14 protein-coding genes and 2 pseudogenes are annotated in these 19,381 nt (G+C 54.7%); 9 read left to right on the top strand and 7 right to left on the bottom strand.

What is annotated here, in order from left to right; genetic code table 11:
• Positions 1-66 precede the first annotated feature (66 nt).
• The 3 genes from PH605_RS24790 to PH605_RS24780 form a co-directional block, all read right to left on the bottom strand.
• Positions 67-477 carry a hypothetical protein gene (locus tag PH605_RS24790; protein WP_142846603.1) on the bottom strand — a complete coding sequence of 137 codons (411 nt, stop codon included), beginning with the start codon at positions 475-477 and terminating at the stop codon, positions 67-69.
• 1,335 nt (positions 478-1,812) lie between these two features.
• The gene (locus PH605_RS24785; protein WP_142846604.1) at positions 1,813-2,892 is read right to left on the bottom strand and encodes a hypothetical protein; all 1,080 of its coding nucleotides are present in this window, start codon (positions 2,890-2,892) and stop codon (positions 1,813-1,815) included.
• A complete protein-coding gene (locus PH605_RS24780; RefSeq protein WP_080857962.1) occupies positions 2,864-3,511 on the bottom strand; it encodes a hypothetical protein in 648 nt (215 codons plus the stop codon). The genes PH605_RS24785 and PH605_RS24780 overlap by 29 nt, the downstream gene beginning before the upstream one ends.
• 168 nt (positions 3,512-3,679) lie before the next feature.
• Here PH605_RS24780 and PH605_RS24775 point away from each other — a divergent pair.
• Positions 3,680-4,186: pseudogene (locus PH605_RS24775) on the top strand (helix-turn-helix domain-containing protein); the annotation flags it as partial.
• Between the two features lie 60 nt (positions 4,187-4,246).
• Here the strand turns inward: PH605_RS24775 and PH605_RS24770 are convergent.
• From PH605_RS24770 to PH605_RS24760, 3 genes are all read right to left on the bottom strand, one after another.
• Positions 4,247-4,816, bottom strand: coding sequence for a flavin reductase family protein (locus tag PH605_RS24770; RefSeq protein WP_161988026.1), 570 nt, complete (start codon positions 4,814-4,816; stop codon positions 4,247-4,249).
• Between the two features lie 11 nt (positions 4,817-4,827).
• Positions 4,828-5,163: a ferredoxin FdxA gene (gene fdxA, locus PH605_RS24765; RefSeq protein ID WP_080857963.1), complete on the bottom strand. Its 336-nt coding sequence runs from the start codon at positions 5,161-5,163 to the stop codon at positions 4,828-4,830.
• A 104-nt stretch (positions 5,164-5,267) separates the two neighbouring features.
• Positions 5,268-5,867 carry a superoxide dismutase gene (locus tag PH605_RS24760; RefSeq protein ID WP_142846606.1) on the bottom strand — a complete coding sequence of 200 codons (600 nt, stop codon included), beginning with the start codon at positions 5,865-5,867 and terminating at the stop codon, positions 5,268-5,270.
• Positions 5,868-6,160: 293 nt separating this feature from the next.
• Between PH605_RS24760 and PH605_RS24755 the strand changes: the two genes are divergently transcribed.
• Positions 6,161-6,520 carry a VOC family protein gene (locus tag PH605_RS24755; protein WP_125146011.1) on the top strand — a complete coding sequence of 120 codons (360 nt, stop codon included), beginning with the start codon at positions 6,161-6,163 and terminating at the stop codon, positions 6,518-6,520.
• 221 nt (positions 6,521-6,741) lie between these two features.
• Here PH605_RS24755 and PH605_RS24750 read toward each other — a convergent pair whose 3' ends face one another.
• On the bottom strand, positions 6,742-7,809 hold the full coding sequence (locus tag PH605_RS24750) for a linear amide C-N hydrolase (protein ID WP_142846608.1): 1,068 nt from the start codon (positions 7,807-7,809) through the stop codon (positions 6,742-6,744).
• Positions 7,810-7,948: 139 nt separating this feature from the next.
• Here PH605_RS24750 and PH605_RS24745 point away from each other — a divergent pair, with 139 nt between their 5' ends.
• The 7 genes and pseudogenes from PH605_RS24745 to PH605_RS24720 all read left to right on the top strand — a co-directional run bounded on the left by PH605_RS24745 (position 7,949) and on the right by PH605_RS24720 (position 19,200).
• Complete coding sequence (locus PH605_RS24745) at positions 7,949-8,749, top strand: hypothetical protein (RefSeq protein WP_142846610.1); 801 nt, start codon at positions 7,949-7,951, stop codon at positions 8,747-8,749.
• A gap of 378 nt (positions 8,750-9,127) precedes the next feature.
• Positions 9,128-11,008, top strand: a complete 1,881-nt coding sequence (locus PH605_RS24740; RefSeq protein WP_142846612.1) for a ShlB/FhaC/HecB family hemolysin secretion/activation protein — start codon at positions 9,128-9,130, stop codon at positions 11,006-11,008.
• A 55-nt stretch (positions 11,009-11,063) separates the two neighbouring features.
• A complete protein-coding gene (locus PH605_RS24735) occupies positions 11,064-11,477 on the top strand; it encodes a hypothetical protein (RefSeq protein WP_142846614.1) in 414 nt (137 codons plus the stop codon).
• A 36-nt stretch (positions 11,478-11,513) separates the two neighbouring features.
• On the top strand, positions 11,514-17,981 hold the full coding sequence (locus PH605_RS24730) for a hemagglutinin repeat-containing protein (RefSeq protein ID WP_237680978.1): 6,468 nt from the start codon (positions 11,514-11,516) through the stop codon (positions 17,979-17,981).
• 28 nt (positions 17,982-18,009) lie between these two features.
• Positions 18,010-18,309: a hypothetical protein gene (locus tag PH605_RS24725; protein WP_142846616.1), complete on the top strand. Its 300-nt coding sequence runs from the start codon at positions 18,010-18,012 to the stop codon at positions 18,307-18,309.
• A 78-nt stretch (positions 18,310-18,387) separates the two neighbouring features.
• Positions 18,388-18,465, top strand: a pseudogene (locus PH605_RS25425) (colicin E3/pyocin S6 family cytotoxin); the annotation flags it as partial.
• A 417-nt stretch (positions 18,466-18,882) separates the two neighbouring features.
• Positions 18,883-19,200: a hypothetical protein gene (locus tag PH605_RS24720; RefSeq protein ID WP_142846618.1), complete on the top strand. Its 318-nt coding sequence runs from the start codon at positions 18,883-18,885 to the stop codon at positions 19,198-19,200.
• Positions 19,201-19,381: the final 181 nt, after the last annotated feature.

Below are 19,381 nucleotides of genomic sequence, written 5' to 3'. Positions count from 1 at the left end.
ACGCCCTATGGGATGCCGTCGGCACATTGATCCCCCGATTCACATCCGCAGAATGCGCAAACTACTTCAGGGCTGCAGGATATGACCCGGATTGAACAGGATCTGCTCTAGCGCATCGTTGCGCAGTTTGCTTTCCAGCGCTGGCGCGTCGGGTGAAGCAATAGCGAAATCGGCGCGCTTCATGCCGTGTGGCGTCGTATCGCCTTCCGGCAACTCATGCCCAAGTATAGCTTTGATATTAAATTTCATGAGCGGCTGATTGCCCGTTCGCGACTGAGCCGCGACAGGCACTGGGTCAATTGGGGGCAGTTTTCGAGATTTGAGAACCTCTTCGGCCTGCTCCGGCGTCATCGACGGCATCTTCAGGTTGCCGATTAACGGTTGATCGGGAATTGATGCCTGTTGTGCGGATGCAGTGCATGCCCCCGTCAACGTGACGGCGACAAGCATGGCTCGTGCTTTAGCATGGAGTGTCATGTACTATCCCCCAAAGTTCATTAGTACATGATCATACGGTGTCTGATGACGGAAGCGTTGTCAATCCTTAGTTGATTTTTTATTTTGAGGCCGCGAATTCAATATTCTTTGAGCTAAAACACAGGATCAAGAAATATTCAAAAATTACTCGAAGTCTCGCAACAACTAATTGATTTAAAATATAATTTTTCCGAATCCGCCAGACAAATCGTGTGGCGCGTATTTAGAGAAAAGAATATTAAGTTAGCGACTACACGGATGGATTGAATTTCACACATTTCCGGACTATGATCGATGCCTGATCTCAAATGGCAATATTTGTGAGAGTTCCGCGCTAACTTCAGGAGTTCGCATGACCCACCGTGCCTCAGTGATCCGGCAATATTTGCCCTACCTTACGTGCGCGGCAGCGGTCGTGACTGCGGCTGTGAGCTATCTTTTTCTACCTACGCCTAAACTCGCCGAAGCTGCGACACCGGGAACGATAACTTATACATACGACAGCGTCGGCGGAATTCGAGGAGACGCCAATCCTACGGGCAACTCCGGGATCTACCAGTATGATAACGCCGGCAACCGAACCTCCATGACACTCAACTAGCTGACAAAGGCGGCGTGTTCAACAAATCCACGGTTCTTCTCCTCGGAAAGCTTTTTATACGCTACGCTCCTGATTTGGACAAACCAACAGGACGAAAATCAACCTCGATGGATGAATACGGCTGAGCAAACTGGACGAGGATTTGGCGCGTCTGCCCGACCAAGAACGTCGCTCTGTCGAATGTCCAGCACGTATCGAATTAATGGTCTCCGAGCGCTTGGCCGTGTGGGCCACCATAAGCCTCGTGAAACTTCTCTAACTCTTTGAGAAAAGAGTTTGCATAAAACCCTGAGCGGACCGGGAACGCTCGACCATCGAATAAAAAACTCAACACAGGTGACCGTTCGGGCTTTCGCTTGGGATGCCATGTAACGACTGGAAACAAACCCCGAATATATATGGTATGAACTGACTTCACATCCTGCCACGCGACAAAAACAGGCTTGCTTAACACGCGCCGAACCGTGAACCCTTCTGGCGCGAGGGTGACCTTGGAGCGTCTGAATATGCTAGAAAGGTAAATCGTCGAGAACCAAGCAAACATCAAAGACAGCAGACCGAAGAAGACACCTGAAATATGACTCAACGTCGAAATAGAGAATAGGACCCATGTCATAGGAAGTAAAATTGCCGCTCCAAAAATGGAAAACCACCGGCTTGAATAATAAGTTTTCGTGTCCAATTTGCGCGCTCAAAAACGGTTTGGTTTTTGTTTCGGATCATATGCCCAAACGTCAAACATTGATATTCTGAATTCTCTCTATTTCATTGGCGATCCTCAAACGAACGCGCTCTGGGACCTTTTCAGTCTGCGACATAACCAACGCGCGGTCGAAGTAATCCTCTGCTTCATTCGAACCATACCGTTTATGCGCGTTTGCCAGCGTCAAACTGAGCGTGATACGAAGATAGTCCGTTTCGAGACGGCCATCGGTGTTGTTTTGCAAAGTCGCCTCTGTGGCCGTCAGTCGCGAAATCGCAATGGACAGGGCTTTTTTATTGGATGGCATCCGGGCGAAAATGCAACTCGCCAATCCGGCTTGAGCTTGGACGTTTCCGATAAACTGTGCCGAACAATCCTCGTAAAATTCTGTTGCGGTATCGTAGTCCAATCCGATCAATGCCGTCAGTTTGAAAATACAAAAATCAGTTTCACCCGAGACGGATGGCAGCTCACGTTCCATAATTTCGATGATTTCAAGCGCCTCGTTAAAATCTCCGAAGGCAAGTCTGTCAAACAGATCCCGGCCCAATTGGAGCTTTCTGACATCGCTGGTGGCCACCCGTGATGCCCATCGTTCCCTCGCGGCATCGACATTCCAGCTTCCGTCGAAGATGGATGGAAGATCCGCTTTTAGATCGTTCGGGTCTCCCATCCAGATAATTGAGTTCGAGCTGTCGATCACAAAACCCGCGGGTAGGCCGCCTTGTCCACTCGCCTCCAGCCACGTCCTCGTGACCAACCCTCGGAATAACGCCGAACTCTGCGAGCCGGGTTGTTCCAAGGCAAGTATCGCTTTTGACGCCCCTTGCTCGATAGCCAATGCGCAAGCGTTCGTATCCCGTACCATTACCGCGACACCGTGACACGGCACGTTATGTTCAGCACCGATCTCAGCGAGTTCCTGGACGATAGGAAGGCATCCGCTGCAGTCAAGATTCCACAAAACTACGAAGCTCAATCGATCGAATTTTGTCAGAACGGCGGCGGGGCCACCTACTCTTAACGGCGGAGCCTGATCCTTCGGCAGAAGTCGGGTAGCTTGCACGGGTCGCTCCTGCAATTCAGCACTCAAAATAAGCAAACTTTCCATATGGCCTACCACTGGGAACACAAAAGCAATCGACGGTCATGCCACAATTAATAGACCAGTGGCAGGGTTGGCCTTGCGGGCACAAAGCCATCGCTCTTGGCATGTCTTCGTCTTCCTGTTGAACATCGACATCGGAAGAATCATCTGAGCGCGCCGCTACATTGTGAACCAGTGATCCAGAAGCGACCAAAATACCTGGTCCCTTCAAAGGTGACGCAATCAGTTGCTCTCTCGGTGCTGCCCTCTGACTTCCCGGCACGTGGGGCAATTGTTTCAGGTTGTTGACGCTATAGGAAATCACGCCGCCATCATTTTGCGTATCGACGAGCCACATTTTCTTGTCCAACTCGGCCGACAAATTCAGGTCACGATAGTTATCAGTCAGGCCGTATTTTACCCTCAGCGCTGATATTTCGCCTGAGAAACCAATGGGGCCGCCGATCTGGGTATAAATAAGGATGTTGTTGCTTACGCTTAGGGTAATCCCCTCATCGAGACGGATCTCTCGTTTTCCGTCAGTTTCAAAACGATAAGTTCGGATGGTCCCGTAGAAGTCCAGTGTTCGTTGAACCGTGTACTCGCGGTGACCGGTCGAGTTCGGTTTGGAATATGAGAGCATGAGCTATGTCGTTCCGGGAAGTCCCTTTTCCCATTTTTTCCCTGTCGTTCTGCACTTGGAAATGGTATTTTGCGCGCAAAACGGAGAAAATCACAGTTTTGCAATTTGTGAATGCATTTGTTCGCGGCCGTTCACAGATTGGGTTTAAATACATGAGTCAAAAAGGAAGAGGGCGGAGCATCCCGGCTGGCGCGTCTGATCGAGTTGCTGGCGGAAGAATGCACGCGCGAGGATGCGGGCAAAGAACTGATCATCCGGCGTATGCTGGAGGTTTTGCTGGTCGAAGTGCTGCGTCGGCCGAATGCGGCCAACGAGGCAATTCCGGCGGGACTGGTGAAGGGAATGCGTCTGCCGGGGCTTGCGCGCGCATTGTCCGCCATGCACGCCAATATCCGCGCGAACTGGACTGTCGCCGAACTTGCCGGCATCGCCGGCATGTCGCGCTCGGCCTTCGCGGCGCGTTTTCATGAAATGCTCGGCTGCGCGCCGATTGAATATCTGGCCCGCTGGCGGATGGCGCTTGCCAGGGACGCGCTGATGCGCGGGCGGAAGTCGCTCGACGATATTGCGGATGAGATCGGTTATGAATCCGCCAGCGCATTCAGCACCGCTTTCCGCAGGAGAACGGGTGTCGCTCCGGGCAGCTTTGCCCGTGCGAACAGCGACAGGCACTGACTGCGCGGATTTTCTTCAGCCGTGCAGGTCACGGCGACGGCAGGAGCCTTTTCCGACCATCTAGAGGGAGTGACGTTGATCCGTGCCGGTATAGGCGCGTTCGCTCCAGAGCAGGGCTTTGCGCAGCCGATCCGATATTGCTTCGGTTATGGCGCCCACGAACAGTATATGGTCTGCGGCATCGATGGAACCGACAAGTTCGCAGTCCATGGACAGAAGCGCATCGGCAAGTCTGGGGCTTCCTGACGGCCAGGCATCCCAGTCCCCAACGCTGAACCGGTCCGGGTGATTTCCCTTGCCCGCAAAGACATCGGCAACCTCCTCCTGTCCTCTAGCCAGTGCCGCAACGGAGAAGCGTCGGCTCGCTGCGATGAGATCGACCATGCGACTGCTGGCGTCGATGGAGATCATCAGAAGCGGCGGTTCTGCGCTGAGCGGCATGAAGGAGGTGATTGTGCGTCCAACCCGCTCTCCGGCGTGGCAGGCAGCGGCCACCGCCACGGTGAAGGTTAGGCCGGCCATTGAATCCTTGAATTCACGCGGAGAGATCATCGGAGAGGCGCAAGCTTTCAGCGGAACATGCGCGTGATTGACCACACCGCCATCAATCAGCCTGAGATTATGAGACATGATGTGCCGAGCTAACCGCCCGCTCCCGGATTTTTCGAAAAAATGGACATCTTCGCTGCAGCGCCATTCATGATGTCGGCATTGTCAGGCGGTGACTTTTTCTCGTGCACGCGCGGCCAGATACCGGAATAGTGGCGATTGAGGTCGAGCCAGACATGCAGCCCCGCTTCGGTATCCGGCCGGATCGCGGCGGCGGGACATTCGGCCTCGCAAATCCCGCAGTCGATACATTGATCGGGGTGAATGACGAGCATGTTCTCGCCTTCATAGAAACATTCGACCGGACAGACTTCCACGCAGTCCATGTATTTGCAGGCGATGCAGTTTTCGGTGACGACATAGGGCATTGAGACGCTCGAAGAGAGTTGCAGCCGGACGGCGGCTGTCCGGCTGCGCCTGATCCGGCCGGCCGCCCAGGGCAGCGGGACCGGCCGGATCGGTGGGGCTCAAATCAAAGGCGGGCGGCGACCGCCTGCCAGTTCACCAGATTGTCGAGGAAGTTTTCGAGGTAAGCGGGGCGCTTGTTGCGGAAATCGATGTAATAGCTGTGTTCCCAGACATCGCAGCCAAGAAGCGCCTTCTGCCCGAAGCACAGCGGATTGACCCCGTTTTCAGTGCGGGTGATCTTCAGCGAACCGTCGGTATCCACCACCAGCCATGCCCAACCCGAACCGAACTGGGAGGCGCCGGAGAGGGCGAAATTCTGCTTGAACAGCGCGACCGAGCCGAAGGACTGCGTCAGCGCATCTTCCAGCACCTTGGGGATCGCACGATTTTCCGGCCCCATGATTTCCCAGAAGAGATTGTGGTTCCAGTGCTGGGAGGCATTGTTGAAGATGCCGGATTGCGCCACCGCACCCTTCTCATAGGTGCCCCGGACGATCTCTTCGAGGCTCCTGTTTTCCCATTCGGTGCCGACGATCGCCTTGTTGAGATTATCGAGATAGGCCTTGTGGTGAAGATCGTGATGGAACTTCAGCGTCTCCTCGGACATGCCCGAGAGGGCGAGCGCATCATGGGCATAGGGGAGGTCGGGAAGCTGGAAAGCCATGGGGTATCCTTTGTCAACTGTTCGCTCAAGAGCATGGAAAGAGCCTTGCGAAAACAAGGTGACAGTACTTCTAGGACCTCAACCATGGTTCAGGTCAAGAGGTTTTTTTAAAGGCCGCGCGACGCTGACGGGCAAGCGGGAAGAAAGCGCTTTTGGATCCGGTAGAGCGGCTCCGGCAGAGCAGAGCCACTATGCTCCACCGGTCTTAATGGCCTCTAAGACTGCCGTTCTGCTTGATATTGTGGCAGCGACTGCGCAGCATGCTTTCCGTTATCGAGGAGAGGGAGAAAGTCTTGGCCAGAGCCGTTGGAATTGGTGGCGTATTCTTCAGGGCAGCAGATGCTGCCGGTCTGGCCGAATGGTATGAAAAACATCTCGGCATTGACGATCTGCATAAATCCGTGTGGCATCAGGAGGCCGGAATGACGATTTTTGGGCCTTTCGACAGAAATAGCGAATACTTCGGTCGTGCTGAACAGCAATGGATGATCAATTTCCGGGTAGATGATCTCGATGCTCTTATCGCGAAGCTGACGGCAGACGGCATCGAGGTTGAAACCCGCGCCGAATGGGATTCGGAGGTGGGACGCTTCGCAAGGATACATGATCCGGAAGGTAATCCGGTGGAATTGTGGGAGCCCGCTCGGAGCTGACGATATTTGTGCCCCGCCGGATCGCCTCGAAGGTCAGTGCTTTACCTGGCGTCAGGGTTGACGCCGGATCGGTGGCCGCGCTGTTTCGACATGGGCTTCCGAGGAGGGCGGTCGCTCAGATTGCGATAAGCACAAGTCTGACTGACAGATTCTGATCTCTGTCCGGCGCGTCATGCCTTCTCAATCAATTGCTCATATGCCTTGCGGCACGATCGGCGCCCTCAAAGCCCGAGGAACTTGAAGGGTTTGGTGTCCTTCAGGCTCTCATTCGCCATACCCGAATAGATATGGATCTGATTGGGGCCGAGATCGAGTTTCTTGACCGCACCGGTTTCTTTCGAGAGATCGAGTTTCGTCATGTCGATCCAGAAGATATTCGGCGTCAGAGCCGATTCGAAGAAATAGAGTTTGCGTTTGTGATCTATCACCGTGCGCCAGCGGGTTGAGGAAATGTTCGGCTGGTCTGGTGTGGTAATGCCGTAGGGAACGGAGACGTTGCGGATCACGCTGAAGACACTCGCGATGGCTTCGACAGGGTTCTCGCTCTTTGGAATGGCATTGGCGTAGAAAGAGGCGCGGGCAAACCGGTCCGATGCGCGGTTGGTGCCCGGCAGCATGACAGTGCCGCCGATCTGCTGCCAATATTCGTTGAGCGCCAGCTGGTGGTCGAAGGTCGGCGAATTGGTCATCACCTGAAACTGACGCCCGTGATGGATGACCTGCTTGCCATCGATATATTCAACGATAGCGCTGTTGCCGCTCGCATCCGAAAGGGAAAGGTGCAAAGTTGCCAGACGCTCTTCGCCGGGCACATTGTCGGTCACGATTGTGAAGGGGTTTTTCTCGAGCGCAGCGACTGCCTCTTCCACCGTCGCGAAATTGTCGAGTGCATATTGCGCCCAGGCCGCGATAGACAGACCCGGCGATTTGCCGTCATAGGCGGGATAGCTCGACTCAACCAGCCAGAGGACGTTTGCAGCAAGCCCCGCCTCATTCATGCCGTCCGTTGTGGAAATATCATAGCCCGATGCAATGACGCTGCCGTATTTCGAAGTCCATTTGACCGAATTCGGCCCAGCCTCGCCAGAGCGCTCCATGCCGCGGGGGAAGACCCAGATATTGGTTCCTACATCCGTTTTCCAATCCATCGACCGGGCCGTCATCACCTGATCATTTTCGCCCAGATAGACGAACCGCGTGCAGGCCTGCGCGACAGAGGTTGTGAGCGTCGCGATGGAAAAGATCGCGGCGGTGCAGGCGGAAATAAACGGAAGGGTGCTCTGGCGCATGGGAACGTCTCCGGGTCTCGCGGTACAAATACAGCGTATGATAGAAGATCGGACTTGTTGGGGCGTGTCAAATAGGTTTAGCTGCAGGCGATCGGTTGGGGAGAAGTCATTGCTAAAATTATCAGCTTTTGCGGCCCTTATGGCTTTTTCTGCAAGCGCGGCCTCAGCCGCGGATCAACCCGGCTCCCTGCCCGCGAGGGTTGACGGCGCCGATTGGGCGTTTCAGGCAACGGGTTATCTGTGGGCGACGGGTTTGAACGGCAACATTTCGCCCTTCCGTCGCGCACCGACGCTGCATGTGGAAAAATCGTTCTCCGACGTCATGGACGATCTCAACTTCGGCGGGTTCTTGAACATCTGGGGCCGTTATGACCGCTTCGTCCTGTCCGGCGATCTAATGTATGTCGACACCACGGACAGCAAGGCGGCCGGGCCGTTGCCGGCGCTGCAAATCCCGGGTTTGCCCACCCTTCCGGCTGGCGCGGCAATCGATGCGAACGTCGATACGCAGGAATTCATGGCGACATTACAGGCCGGTTACCGGATCGTGGATGCAGATGGATTTTCGCTCGACGCCTTGGCGGGAGCCCGCTTCTGGCATATCTCCACCGCGGTGGCGGTCACTGCCAGCCATCCCCTGATCGGCAGCGTATCCGCCACGTATAAGGAAAGCTTCGGGTGGGTTGATCCCGTGATCGGCGCGCGGGCCTTTTTCAACCTCACGGATAAACTCTCCGTGCAGGGACAGGTCGATATCGGCGGCTTTGGAGCGGGGTCGGATCTCACCTGGTCTGCGCTCGCGACGGTGAACTACATCTTCACGGACACACTGTCCGTCTCGGCAGGCTACAAGGTCCTCGATGTCGATTATTCGGATGACGGTTATGTTTTTGATTCGAGGCTGAGCGGACCGGTGGTCGGTCTGACCTATCGGTTCTAGCCATTGAATTGCGTTGTCTCGCCACCGTTTATATCCCATCTGAGAAACAATTTTAGTTTCCCCTTAACTTTGGTTTCCATCCGGTCTTGCAGACCAACGCTTGTTGCAATAACTTCTGGTTGTTGTTTGACTCGAGAAAACGCACGAATGGAGATTGGCGGATCGCGCTTAAAATTCACGGATGAAAAATAATATCCATGCCATGGTGTTGGCAAGATTGATTATTACGTGAATTTTCAGCGTGCGCGGTTCCTTCGGCAAATGACTTGCGACTATCGTTTCGCAAAGAAAGTTACTACTTTAACGCTTCTTGGATCAGATGAACTGATCTATGCACCCGGTAGGGGATCGACAGCAAGGACAGCTGCAGAGTGAAGCATGGGCGGCATTGCCGCGACAAACTTCATTTCAAATGCAGGCCTCCGAAATATGTCACTTGCTGCTTTCATTCCTGGTTTCCGACGACGAGTCTTACCTGATTTTTGGCTCGCATTTTTGCCGGCTATTCAGATTTCAGCCAAATCCCCGAGGAGCGCGCAAAACAGTTTCAAGCGGACCTTTGCCATTTCGCTTTTTGCAAGCCTGATCGCGTCAGGGCAGGCAAGTGCACAGTCACCCGCCGACGATTTTTCCCGTCGGCAAGAACAACAAGAACAGTTGCAGCGGCTGGAAAACCTGAAGCGGGTCACGCCTGGTGGCGTCACTAGCCGTGCGGACAGGGCACCAGGAGGCGAGGCGAAGTCCAATGGCCCATGCTTCAATATCTCGCGCGTGGAGATCGAAGGCGCGACAAGTCTGTCTGCCGTTGTGCTCGGAAAAATTACGCAGCGTTACGACAATCGCTGCATCGGTGTTGCGGATATCACCACTCTGCTCAATGCCATCACCGACCTCTATCTCGACAAGGGATTCGTGACGTCTCGCGCCTATGTTCCCCCACAGGATATTGCCGGAACAAGTTTACTGCGGCTGGTGGTAGTCGAAGGCACGATCTCGAATATCTACCTTAATGGCCACCCAGTCGCGAGAAACGGTTCATTCGCGACGGCTTTTCCCGGCGTGAAGGGTGAGGTGGCCAATATTCGCGATATTGAACAGGGGCTGGACCAGATCAATCGCCTGTCATCGAACGACGCGAAAACCTCGATGTTGCCGGGCAAGGAAGATGGAACGTCTATCCTCAATGTCGAGAACAAGCCGCGCAAGCGCTGGTATGCGAGCATTTCCAACAACAATCTCGGTCAAGAGAGTACCGGTTACTCCCAGACCAATGTTTCCGTCGGCTTAGACGACCTGTTGGGCATCAATGATGAGTTGGGGTTCTCCTATGGGCGTAGTGGCCCGGACTACCCTTGGGACGACGATGGCCGCGGGCACAGCAACAGCTATTCGGTCAATACAAGTGTACCTTATGGCTACTGGACTTTTTCAACTAATGGGTCCTGGTACGAATATGAGAGCACCATCCCCGGCAATTTTGGACCGATCGAAACATCGGGCAATTCCGGTCAGGTTGGATTTGGCATAGACCGCGTCATTCTGCGCGACAAGGATTCCATCACGACCCTCAGAGGCGGTCTCACCTACAAGCAGACGGACAACTTTCTTCTCGGCAATCGAATTGAGGTGGGAAGCCGTCGATACACGATTGGCAGTCTGGGCTTGTCGCGTTCACAGAGAATTCTGGGTGGCGTCATCGCCCTCGATTTTGCCCTTGATAAGGGCCTTGATCTCTTCGACGCCGTGGAGGCCGGCGAGCCCGGAGCCGGCACGGCCGATCCTCGGTTTCTGAAATTTACCACAACTGTCAGCGCAACGCGGCCGTTCGAGGCAGCTGGCCAGCGGCTCGAGTTAACGACGCTCCTCAATGCCCAATATTCGCCCGATAACATGTTTGGCGCAGAACAGATCGGACTTGGTGGCTCCAGCAACGTACGCGGCCTGAGGGAAAGCGTCATATTCGGTAACAACGGATTTTTCAGCCGCAACGAATTGACGTGGTGGACAATGCCATGGGAGGGCACAAGTGTGGCGCCCGTTCTGGGCGAATTGCGCCCCTACCTCGGTCTCGACTACGGCCGTGTGTTCTCGCAGCATCGCTTCGATATCCCCGATGGCTATCTCGCGAGTTGGACCGTTGGCGCGAAACTCGTGGGCGGCAACATCAGTGCCGATTTCGGCTACTCCCAAACATTTTCCAGCAGCGTCAATCACGGACGCGGCAATCTCATTTTCGCCAGCGTGACGGCACGCTGGTAGCTTCAAAAGAGAATATTATGATCAGCTCTTCTTTTCACACCCCAAATTATCTTTCATCTCCGCCCTGGTGGCGACAGCTATTGTCGTATCCGGTTGCGGTGGCCGGGCTGCACATCCGGTGTCTTCCACCAATCCGGCCGACAGTGCTTTCGACTGCGCCGGCATAAAGCGCGAGTTCGAGGCCAATGAGCGGCAGGTGCTGGCGACGGTGAAGGAACGATCCGACGCGCAGGGTAAAAACGTGATCCTTGGTGCGACAGGTGTTCTTCTGTTCTGGCCGGCCCTTTTTTTCATGGATCCGAAATCGCCGGAAAAACTAGAAATCGACGCATTGCGTAACCGCAATCAGGTCCTTGCCGAGATTGCCAAAAGCAAAAAATGCCCAGCTCCGCAATCGAAGCTGGCAGATGTCTACAAGAAACTCGACAGCAAGCCATCCCCGGCCGACACGAGCAGAAAAGACCGCTAAGCCCCAAATTCCGTCTGCCACGAGAGGCGAGCAACAATGACATCACAGTTTAAGCGTCTTCCACGCACGACAACCGACCTCGCGTTGTTCGCTAATGCCGGGACGCTGGCTCAAAAAATCATTGCCAGCGTTGTCAGTTTTACGCTCCTGCTTCAGCCAGTGCTTCTTCACGCACAGGACATATCGCCGGAAGTTGGAGGATCTTTTGCAAATCGCCCCGGGATAGGGGCTGCTCCGAACGGAGTGCCGCTCATTGATATCGTCGGGCCCAACGGTCAGGGCCTGTCGCACAATAAATACAACAATTTCAACGTCGGCACACCGGGGGTCATTCTCAACAACTTCAATGGTGAGGTGGGCACCTCGAAACTAGGTGGCGTGACACCCGGCAATCCAAATCTGCAAGGTAAAGGCCCTGCGTCCGTCATCCTCAATGAGGTCACGTCGCAAAACCGCAGTTCGCTTCTCGGTCCGACCGAAGTGTTCGGTGGCAGGGCCGATGTCATCATTGCCAATCCGAACGGGATCACCTGCGACGGCTGCGGTTTCATCAACACGCCACGAGCCACGCTGACGACGGGTGTACCTGACATCGGCAGCGATGGACGTCTCAATGGATTCACGGTCAACGCAGGGGATGTCACTTTCGGCCCTGGGGGTGGGAATTTTGCGCTTGGTGATGGTGCAGTCAGTCTGTTCGATGTCGTGTCCCGTACCATCCAGATCGACGGAACGATCTACGGTGAGGATCTGCGCCTGACCGCCGGCAAGAGCAAGTTCGATTATGCCACCGGGGAGGCAACAGCGCTCGATGCCACCTCCGGAACACCTGAATACGCAATCGATGGTTCAGCACTCGGGGCCATGCAGGCCGGCCGCATCAAGATGGTTGTCACGGAAAAAGGTGCCGGCGTTCGCATGCGCGGCGACATGGCGGCCAATGCCGGGGAGCTTTCGCTGTCGGCAGACGGTAAAATTTCGATCGGCAATACCTCCGGCAATAACGGCGTCAGCATCTCTTCGAAGGGGAGTGTTTCGGCCGGTCGTCTGACCTCGAAAAAATCAGTGTCGGTTAAGGCGGGGAAGGACGCCAGGGTCGCTTCTATCGGTGCAGAAGAGGATATCCTGATCAATGGCGGAGCAGGCTTCATCGATGTCGCCGGTACTCTCGGGGCGAGTGGCGCACTCAACCTTCTGGCATACGGGCGTATTGCCTTGGCCGACGCGTCGGCTGTCGGACCTGTTTCGCTATGGTCGGGGGCTGGCTCCATTGCCATCAGCGGCACGGCCCAGTCTGGCGCGGCGATGTCACTTACGGCGGCCTCAGGAGCAATCACGGCGGGCTCACTCCTTTCGAAAGGTGATTTGGCTCTGCTCTCCGGCCTTGATCTGGGGATTTCCGGGCTCGTGCTTGCAGAAGGGAATTTGCAGGCTTCGGCTGGCAGTGACATCCGCTATGACAGTCTGGAGGCAAACGGAGACGTTTTGCTGTCTTCGACAAATGGTGTCATCAGCTTCGATAAACGCACGGCCGCCGGCGGCGACATCAGGATCAGGCAGCAAAATGCCGACCTTTCCAATAACCGGAGCAGACTTGCCACATCCGGCACGCTCTACATCAATGCCAATAATATCAATCTCACCAACAGCACGCTGACGTCAGGTGGCATTGATCTCACCTCATCTGGAACGACAGATCTGACCGGTGCGCGGCTCAATGCTGTCACCGCGAGCAGCACAGCTCGTTCCGTTCAGGGGTCAGGTGACATCGCGATCACAGCAGGTAGCCTTGCTGCGAATGGCGCTACCAATATTCTGGCGGCCCATGATCTGACGCTGTCGCTTTCACAACTTGGCAACTCCGGTCAGTTGGCTGCTGGCAATGATCTTACACTCAATATCGCCGGCAACCTGACCAACACCGCCACGGGGCTCATCTATGCCGGTAACGACGCGGCACTTTTCGTGGGCGGCGTGCTGGCCAATGATCAGGGGGCGATTGTCGCAGGTCGTGACCTCACAATTGCTGGAAGTGCTTCTGGCGCGCGCAATGCTGCTACGGTCAACAGTTCAGGTCTGATTTCCTCTGGTCGCAATATCTCGATCCTGACGGCAAATCTGCGTAACGAGAAAAGCGTGGCTCCGACCTATACGAGCCAGCAAATCTCAAACGCACTCGTGTCGGCTTATGACACTTATTATGCACGCCTGTGTGGAGATTGTTCATCTTCCGTCTCTTTTGCTGATAAGCAGTTCGTCATTGGTGCCCCCATTCGCCATGTCTATCGTGATGTGACCGAGGACCGCCTCACATCGGCTGGAAGCCCCGCGGCGACGATCAAGGCGGGTAATACGCTTTTTGTCGATACCGTGGATCTTACCAATGCCTACAGCAACATTGAAGCCGGCTCCGGCATGACGCTTGTTGGCACAGGCACGCTGACAAATCTCGGCTTGCAGCTGCAGCGCACGACGTCGGTCAACTGTAATCAAAGCTCGGGTTGCCAATATTATCCTGATGTCATCTTCCAGTGGGAAGAAAGGCGGGACAGCGGCGATACCGGAGGCCATGAATTCTCATATCAGGTTTCCATGCCTGGCCCCAGCCCGTTTGGAACGCGGGATGCGTCAAAGGATATCGGCCCCGGACGAACCGTGGAAAGCCTAGAGGCGATCGGTGGGGTTCCAGCGGCAATCCGCTCGGGCGGAACACTTGGTATCACCGGCTTTGCTGCCGTCAACAATACCGCGATTGCCGGATCGATCGCCGACCATGTTGCCGTTGCAGCGCCTGCGCCTTCGAACAATCCGACCGCATTACTGTCCAGTATGACGGCAAGCGGAGCGCTGTTCACGCTTGGCGGCGTCGCCACCCCACAGTCCGGCGGCTTTGGCGGCACCATTCCCGGCCAGACGTTCCTCTATGAAACCCGCGCCGCCTTCCTTGACGTCTCCAAATTCTATGGCTCCAGCTATTTCCTTGGTCGCATCGGCTACCAGCCGGATCGCCAGATCCAGTTCCTTGGGGACGCCTATTTCGAGAACCAATATATTGAGCAGCAGCTCAGACTGGCGACAGGCTCCGGTTTTACCGGACAGGATTCGATTACCCAGATAAAACAGCTGCTTGATAACGGAGCCGCCTATCTGGGAGCGAACCAGCGCCAGTTCGGCCAACCGCTGACGGCTGAAGAGATCGCCAGCCTCACCGAGTCCGTCGTCGTTTATGAGTGGCAGACGGTTAATGGTACGACAGTTCTTGCGCCGGTACTGCATCTCGCCGCCAATGACAGGGAGAGATTGAATTCCGCTGGCGGGCTGATCGCGGGTAATCAGGTGACGATCGATACTGGTCTGCTTGCAACGTCAGGGATGATTGCGTCGGCTGGTGATCTGACCGTCTCCGGCTCATCGATTGCAGCAATCGGCGGCACGTTTAATGCCGGCGGCAATGCGTCAATCAAAGGTGACGAGGGCATTCTGCTCGCCAATGCCAAAGTGAATGCCGGCGGCAATCTCGGCCTGACGTCTGACGGAGACATCAATATCTCCGTCACCGAACGGTCAACGACCAGCACTTTGCGCGACAAGCGGAGTTCTACGACAGTTGTCAGAACCACAAGTCAGGGCTCCGAGATCACCGCGGGCGGATCGGTCTCAGCCAATGCAGGTGGCAACCTCAACGTCATCGGCAGCACGATTGCCGCTGATGGAGCGGTCGGTCTGAAAGCGACCGGCGATGTGACAATCGCTGAGGCCATCGACACCACCACGATAGATTACACCTACAGGAAAAAGGGCGGTCTGTTCGGCGGAAGCAAACAAACGACGAGCCACACGGAAACGGAGACTGTCGTCGGATCATCGGTCAGTGGCGGGAAGGGCGCGTCCATCGTCTCAGGTGGAGATACCGTCGTCTCCGCCTCGAAGGTGACTGCCGGCGACGAGACCGACAAAGCCGATATCAATGTCAGCGCGGGCGGCGATCTGCTGATCGCGTCGGGCAAGAATACGGCGGAGTTCGAGCAGAGCTCCTCATCCAAGGGTTTCCTCTCGAAAAAGAGCTCGACGCAGTACAACTACGACGAAGCCACAGTAGGCTCCGAGCTTTCCGCCTCCGGTAACATCAAGCTGGATGCTGGCGGCAACGCCGTCATCGCCGGCTCGAATGTCACGGCAGGCGATGCGATCAGTGTCGCGGGGGATAGTGTCGCCATTATCGGGGCCGAGGAACAGCACGCGCTGGAAAGCAGCAGCAAGAAATCCGGTCTGTTTGCCGGTTCCGGCGGCGGCTTCCTCTCGCTATGGGGCAAGGAACAGAAAGAAAAGAGCCAGTCGTCCACCCTCAACGTTGGCTCCGGGCTCAGCGCTGGAACTGATGTCACGCTCACGGCACGCGAGAACGATGTGAATGTCATTGGCTCTTCCATCATGGCCGGCCGTGACATCGCGTTGGAGGCAGCCCGTGATGTCAATATCACTCCCGGGGCAGAAAGTGCCTCATCGCAGGAGAAAGAAAAGCGCTCGGGCTTCGGCATTCAGGTGAAATCTGGCAACGGCAGCGCATCGATCGGTATCGGCTACGGCAAGTCGGTCGATCGGACCAGTCAGTCATCAGAAACTAACGCCAGATCCATCCTGTTTGCCGGTCGTGACCTAACCATATCCGCTGGCCGAGACGCCAACCTGCAGGCCGCTCAGCTATCGGCAGACCGCGATGTCGCCATCCTTGCGGAGCGCAACGTCAATCTACTTTCCGCGCAGGACAAGTCCAACTACGAAAGCCTGCATGAGGAGTTTTTCGCGGGCGTAAGTCTGTCGGTGGCGACCTCGGTGGTGAACGCGGCTACCAGCGTAAGCGGCGCAGCACAGAAGCTTACGACCATCAATGATGGCTATTCTGCCGCCAATGCTGCCTTTGCCTCGCTGAAAGCCTATGATGCGCTTGATAAGATTGCCAAGGGCGGCAACCTTGTCTCGGCGTCGCTGACCGTGGGATTCAGCTACCAGAAAGAAAGGGAAACCGCGCAATCCTCTGTCCCGGTTCCGACCGAGATACGCGCAGCGCAGTCGGTAACGATTGAGGCCGTCTCCGGGGATTTGACGAGCCATGGCGCACAAATCGCTGCAGGTTACGGTTCAGAAGGACAGATCGTGATCTCCGACAATGAAAAAGCCGGTGATATTACGCTCAAGGCCGGCAAGGATATCATTCTCGAAAGCGCCCAGGCGACCAACAGCTCATCAACGAGCAGCATGTCAGGCGGTGCAAACTTCGGTGTTTCCGCTGGCGTTGGCATCAACGGTGTCAGCGCCGGATTGACGGGCGGGGCCAATGCGTCGGTCGGCAAGTCCAACGCCGATAGGACAACTCAGGTCAATAGTCATGTCAGCGGAACCGGTGACATAACTCTGAAGTCAGGAAACGATACGCGTCTCGCGGGTGCGGTGGTCTCCGGGGACACGGTCACTGCCAATGTCGGTGGTGATCTCACGATCCTGTCCGTGCCAGATACCGGTACAAACTCCAACCACTCCGCCTCGGCCGGCTTCAGCCTCGGCGGAGGCCAGCTTCTGTCCGGCGTGCAAGTTGGCGGTGGCAGCGGTTCTGGAGAAACGAACTGGATCACTGAGCAGTCCGGCCTCGTTTCCAATGGAGCGATGGACGTCACCGTCGGCGGCAATACCCATCTGGGTGCCGGAAAGATCATCTCTGCAACCGGTGACCTCATACTCGATACGGGCACATTGACCCACGACAACTTTGAAGGCCAGAAGGGTTACGAAGGTTTCAGTGTCGATCTTGGTATCGATCTTTCCAGTGGAAAGGACGCGGCGGGCAACGCCACCACCAATCATACGTTGGAAGGCTCCTACCAATTCGACGACACTCGCCAGACGGTACGTGCCACCGTCGGACCAGGCGATATCGTCATTCGTGACCAGGAGCAGCAGGCTGCTCTCGAGCGGGATAACAGTTCGACGCGACCGCTTGACGAACTCAATCGCGATCCCGACAAAGCATACGAAATTACAAAAGATAAACATATCGACGGCGCAATTTACCTGTCGAGCAATACCGTTCGGATCGCTCGGAATGCCGGAAAAACGTTAAGTGAAATTGTTGCGAATAGCTTCCAGGAAATGGCTGCTAAAGGGCAAATGGATCCAGAACAAGCGGGACAAATAGTGAAGTCGGTGGGTTATGCGATGAACGATCCGCAGATCGTGACGCGCTTATCCCGTCTAGCCTCACAAAATCGCCAAGAAGATGCAGAGAATCCGCACGACACCGTACAAGTTGCTGACCTGTCTTCTCGGTTGGAGGTCTTGGGTGGTGGAGTTCCTCGTCTGGTCGTCACTCCTAAAGGAGCTACGCAGTTTATCTTTCCGAACGGCATGATTCTGCGTTTTGATCTTGCGCCAGGACAATATTTGAGGGGGCAGGGACCACATATTAATTTGGAAGGCCCTTGGGGGAACGAGCATATCAACCTGAGGTAAAAATTCACAAACCAAGAAAGTGAAAATAATGTACGATTTCAATGTACTAGAAAAAAAAGCAAAGAGCTTTCTTAAGCTAGATAGGCCACACGATGCAGTTAAAATCTATCTTTACATGGCTGACGGTGACCAGTCACTTGATGGAGGTTACTTAGGTAAAATGCTTGGTCAATCTTACGAGGCGATGGGAGATTTGCATGCCGCAAAATATTGGTATGGAAGGGCGGTTGAAGAGAACCCTGAAGTGCGGACCGACTGCCTTGAGGCCTTGAAACGACTAAAAAACGTTACAATTGAAGAACTTATCGCTGACCCTCCCCACGATTAACCCCGTTCATTCTCAGAGAATCGTTACAACCCGTTACACAGAGCACATTCCGGTCGACATGTTTGGCCTGGAAAGAAGCATCTTGGAGAATTTGATCCCAAAACCGGCGAGCAAACGAATCCTGGGAAACCTGGGCGAACCACTGCGAAGGGTTAATAATAAGAACGATCTTTGTAATAGAAATCTTTGAAAGAGATGGATCACCGTTTGTGAATCAAGTATAGGTCGAAAAGAGTGATTCTCAAACTACTATGCGTATTTTCTCGGTGAGCGATAGTGATCCACTGATGTATAATTCATATAAGATCGATAAAGCAATCAATGTATTGCTCTATGTGGAGATAGGGTTAAATTTAAATATTGAGAAATACGATTGCTATGCTGGTTACAGAGCGTGCTCATAAACCGCGTAGAGGCGCTGGGAAAGAGGAAAGCTCTACTAAGAGTGGTAGAAGCAAATCAATCGTCTGGAACTTACGACGAGAAACCCGCCCGTATAAAAACTGAAACACCGAAAAGCATTATTCACCGTGGCTTTAAGGGTGTTCATATTGTCCCGTCGAGGCTGTGGCAATGGATGAAATAGTCGAATTTCGATCCCGTGTTTTGCTTGCAACGCAGGCAGCATTTGTTGGAATGATCGGCCATCAAATTCGGGCTATTACATGCCGTTGGAATGCAAAACAAATACTTGTCAGGGTTCACTATGATGGGCCGATTGACGATAGCGAACTTGAAATTATGAGCGAAGTACAAAGCGAGATTTTATCACATTTCCCGGATGTTGATGCTAGCGTGGAATGCCGTCGGATTGATCCGCCTCAGAGGATTGAATTCTCAGAAACAGAAGCGATTGTCTTTATGCGTCGTGAGCCCGACAAATTGAACTGACCTGATACCAAATCGATTGGCCGGACGATATTTGGTCTTTTTATGCGTTGAGGTGCTCCCCGAATTTGGGCACTGCTGTCCGGTTTAAATTTGGTGGACATGGCGCACGGTGTTGATTCTACTCGTATTCGAGCGTTTGGCGACGATCTCGGACACGAAAGAGGAGCAACACCGTGCGGCA

It is taken from the genome of Agrobacterium sp. CFBP 3001, assembly GCF_027871605.1.
Taxonomy (GTDB): domain Bacteria; phylum Pseudomonadota; class Alphaproteobacteria; order Rhizobiales; family Rhizobiaceae; genus Agrobacterium; species Agrobacterium leguminum.
This window is presented reverse-complemented; position numbering and strand designations above follow the sequence as displayed.

Coding starts and splice junctions, on each gene's coding strand:
- fdxA (WP_080857963.1), bottom strand. CDS start 5,163: ATGCCCTATGTCGTCACCGAAAACTGCATCGCCTGCAAATACATGGAC.
- PH605_RS24730 (WP_237680978.1), top strand. CDS start 11,514: ATGACATCACAGTTTAAGCGTCTTCCACGCACGACAACCGACCTCGCG.
- PH605_RS24720 (WP_142846618.1), top strand. CDS start 18,883: ATGGATGAAATAGTCGAATTTCGATCCCGTGTTTTGCTTGCAACGCAG.
- PH605_RS24790 (WP_142846603.1), bottom strand. CDS start 477: ATGACACTCCATGCTAAAGCACGAGCCATGCTTGTCGCCGTCACGTTG.
- PH605_RS24745 (WP_142846610.1), top strand. CDS start 7,949: ATGGCTTTTTCTGCAAGCGCGGCCTCAGCCGCGGATCAACCCGGCTCC.
- PH605_RS24725 (WP_142846616.1), top strand. CDS start 18,010: ATGTACGATTTCAATGTACTAGAAAAAAAAGCAAAGAGCTTTCTTAAG.
- PH605_RS24770 (WP_161988026.1), bottom strand. CDS start 4,816: ATGTCTCATAATCTCAGGCTGATTGATGGCGGTGTGGTCAATCACGCG.
- PH605_RS24750 (WP_142846608.1), bottom strand. CDS start 7,809: ATGCGCCAGAGCACCCTTCCGTTTATTTCCGCCTGCACCGCCGCGATC.
- PH605_RS24740 (WP_142846612.1), top strand. CDS start 9,128: ATGGGCGGCATTGCCGCGACAAACTTCATTTCAAATGCAGGCCTCCGA.
- PH605_RS24780 (WP_080857962.1), bottom strand. CDS start 3,511: ATGCTCTCATATTCCAAACCGAACTCGACCGGTCACCGCGAGTACACG.
- PH605_RS24785 (WP_142846604.1), bottom strand. CDS start 2,892: ATGGAAAGTTTGCTTATTTTGAGTGCTGAATTGCAGGAGCGACCCGTG.
- PH605_RS24760 (WP_142846606.1), bottom strand. CDS start 5,867: ATGGCTTTCCAGCTTCCCGACCTCCCCTATGCCCATGATGCGCTCGCC.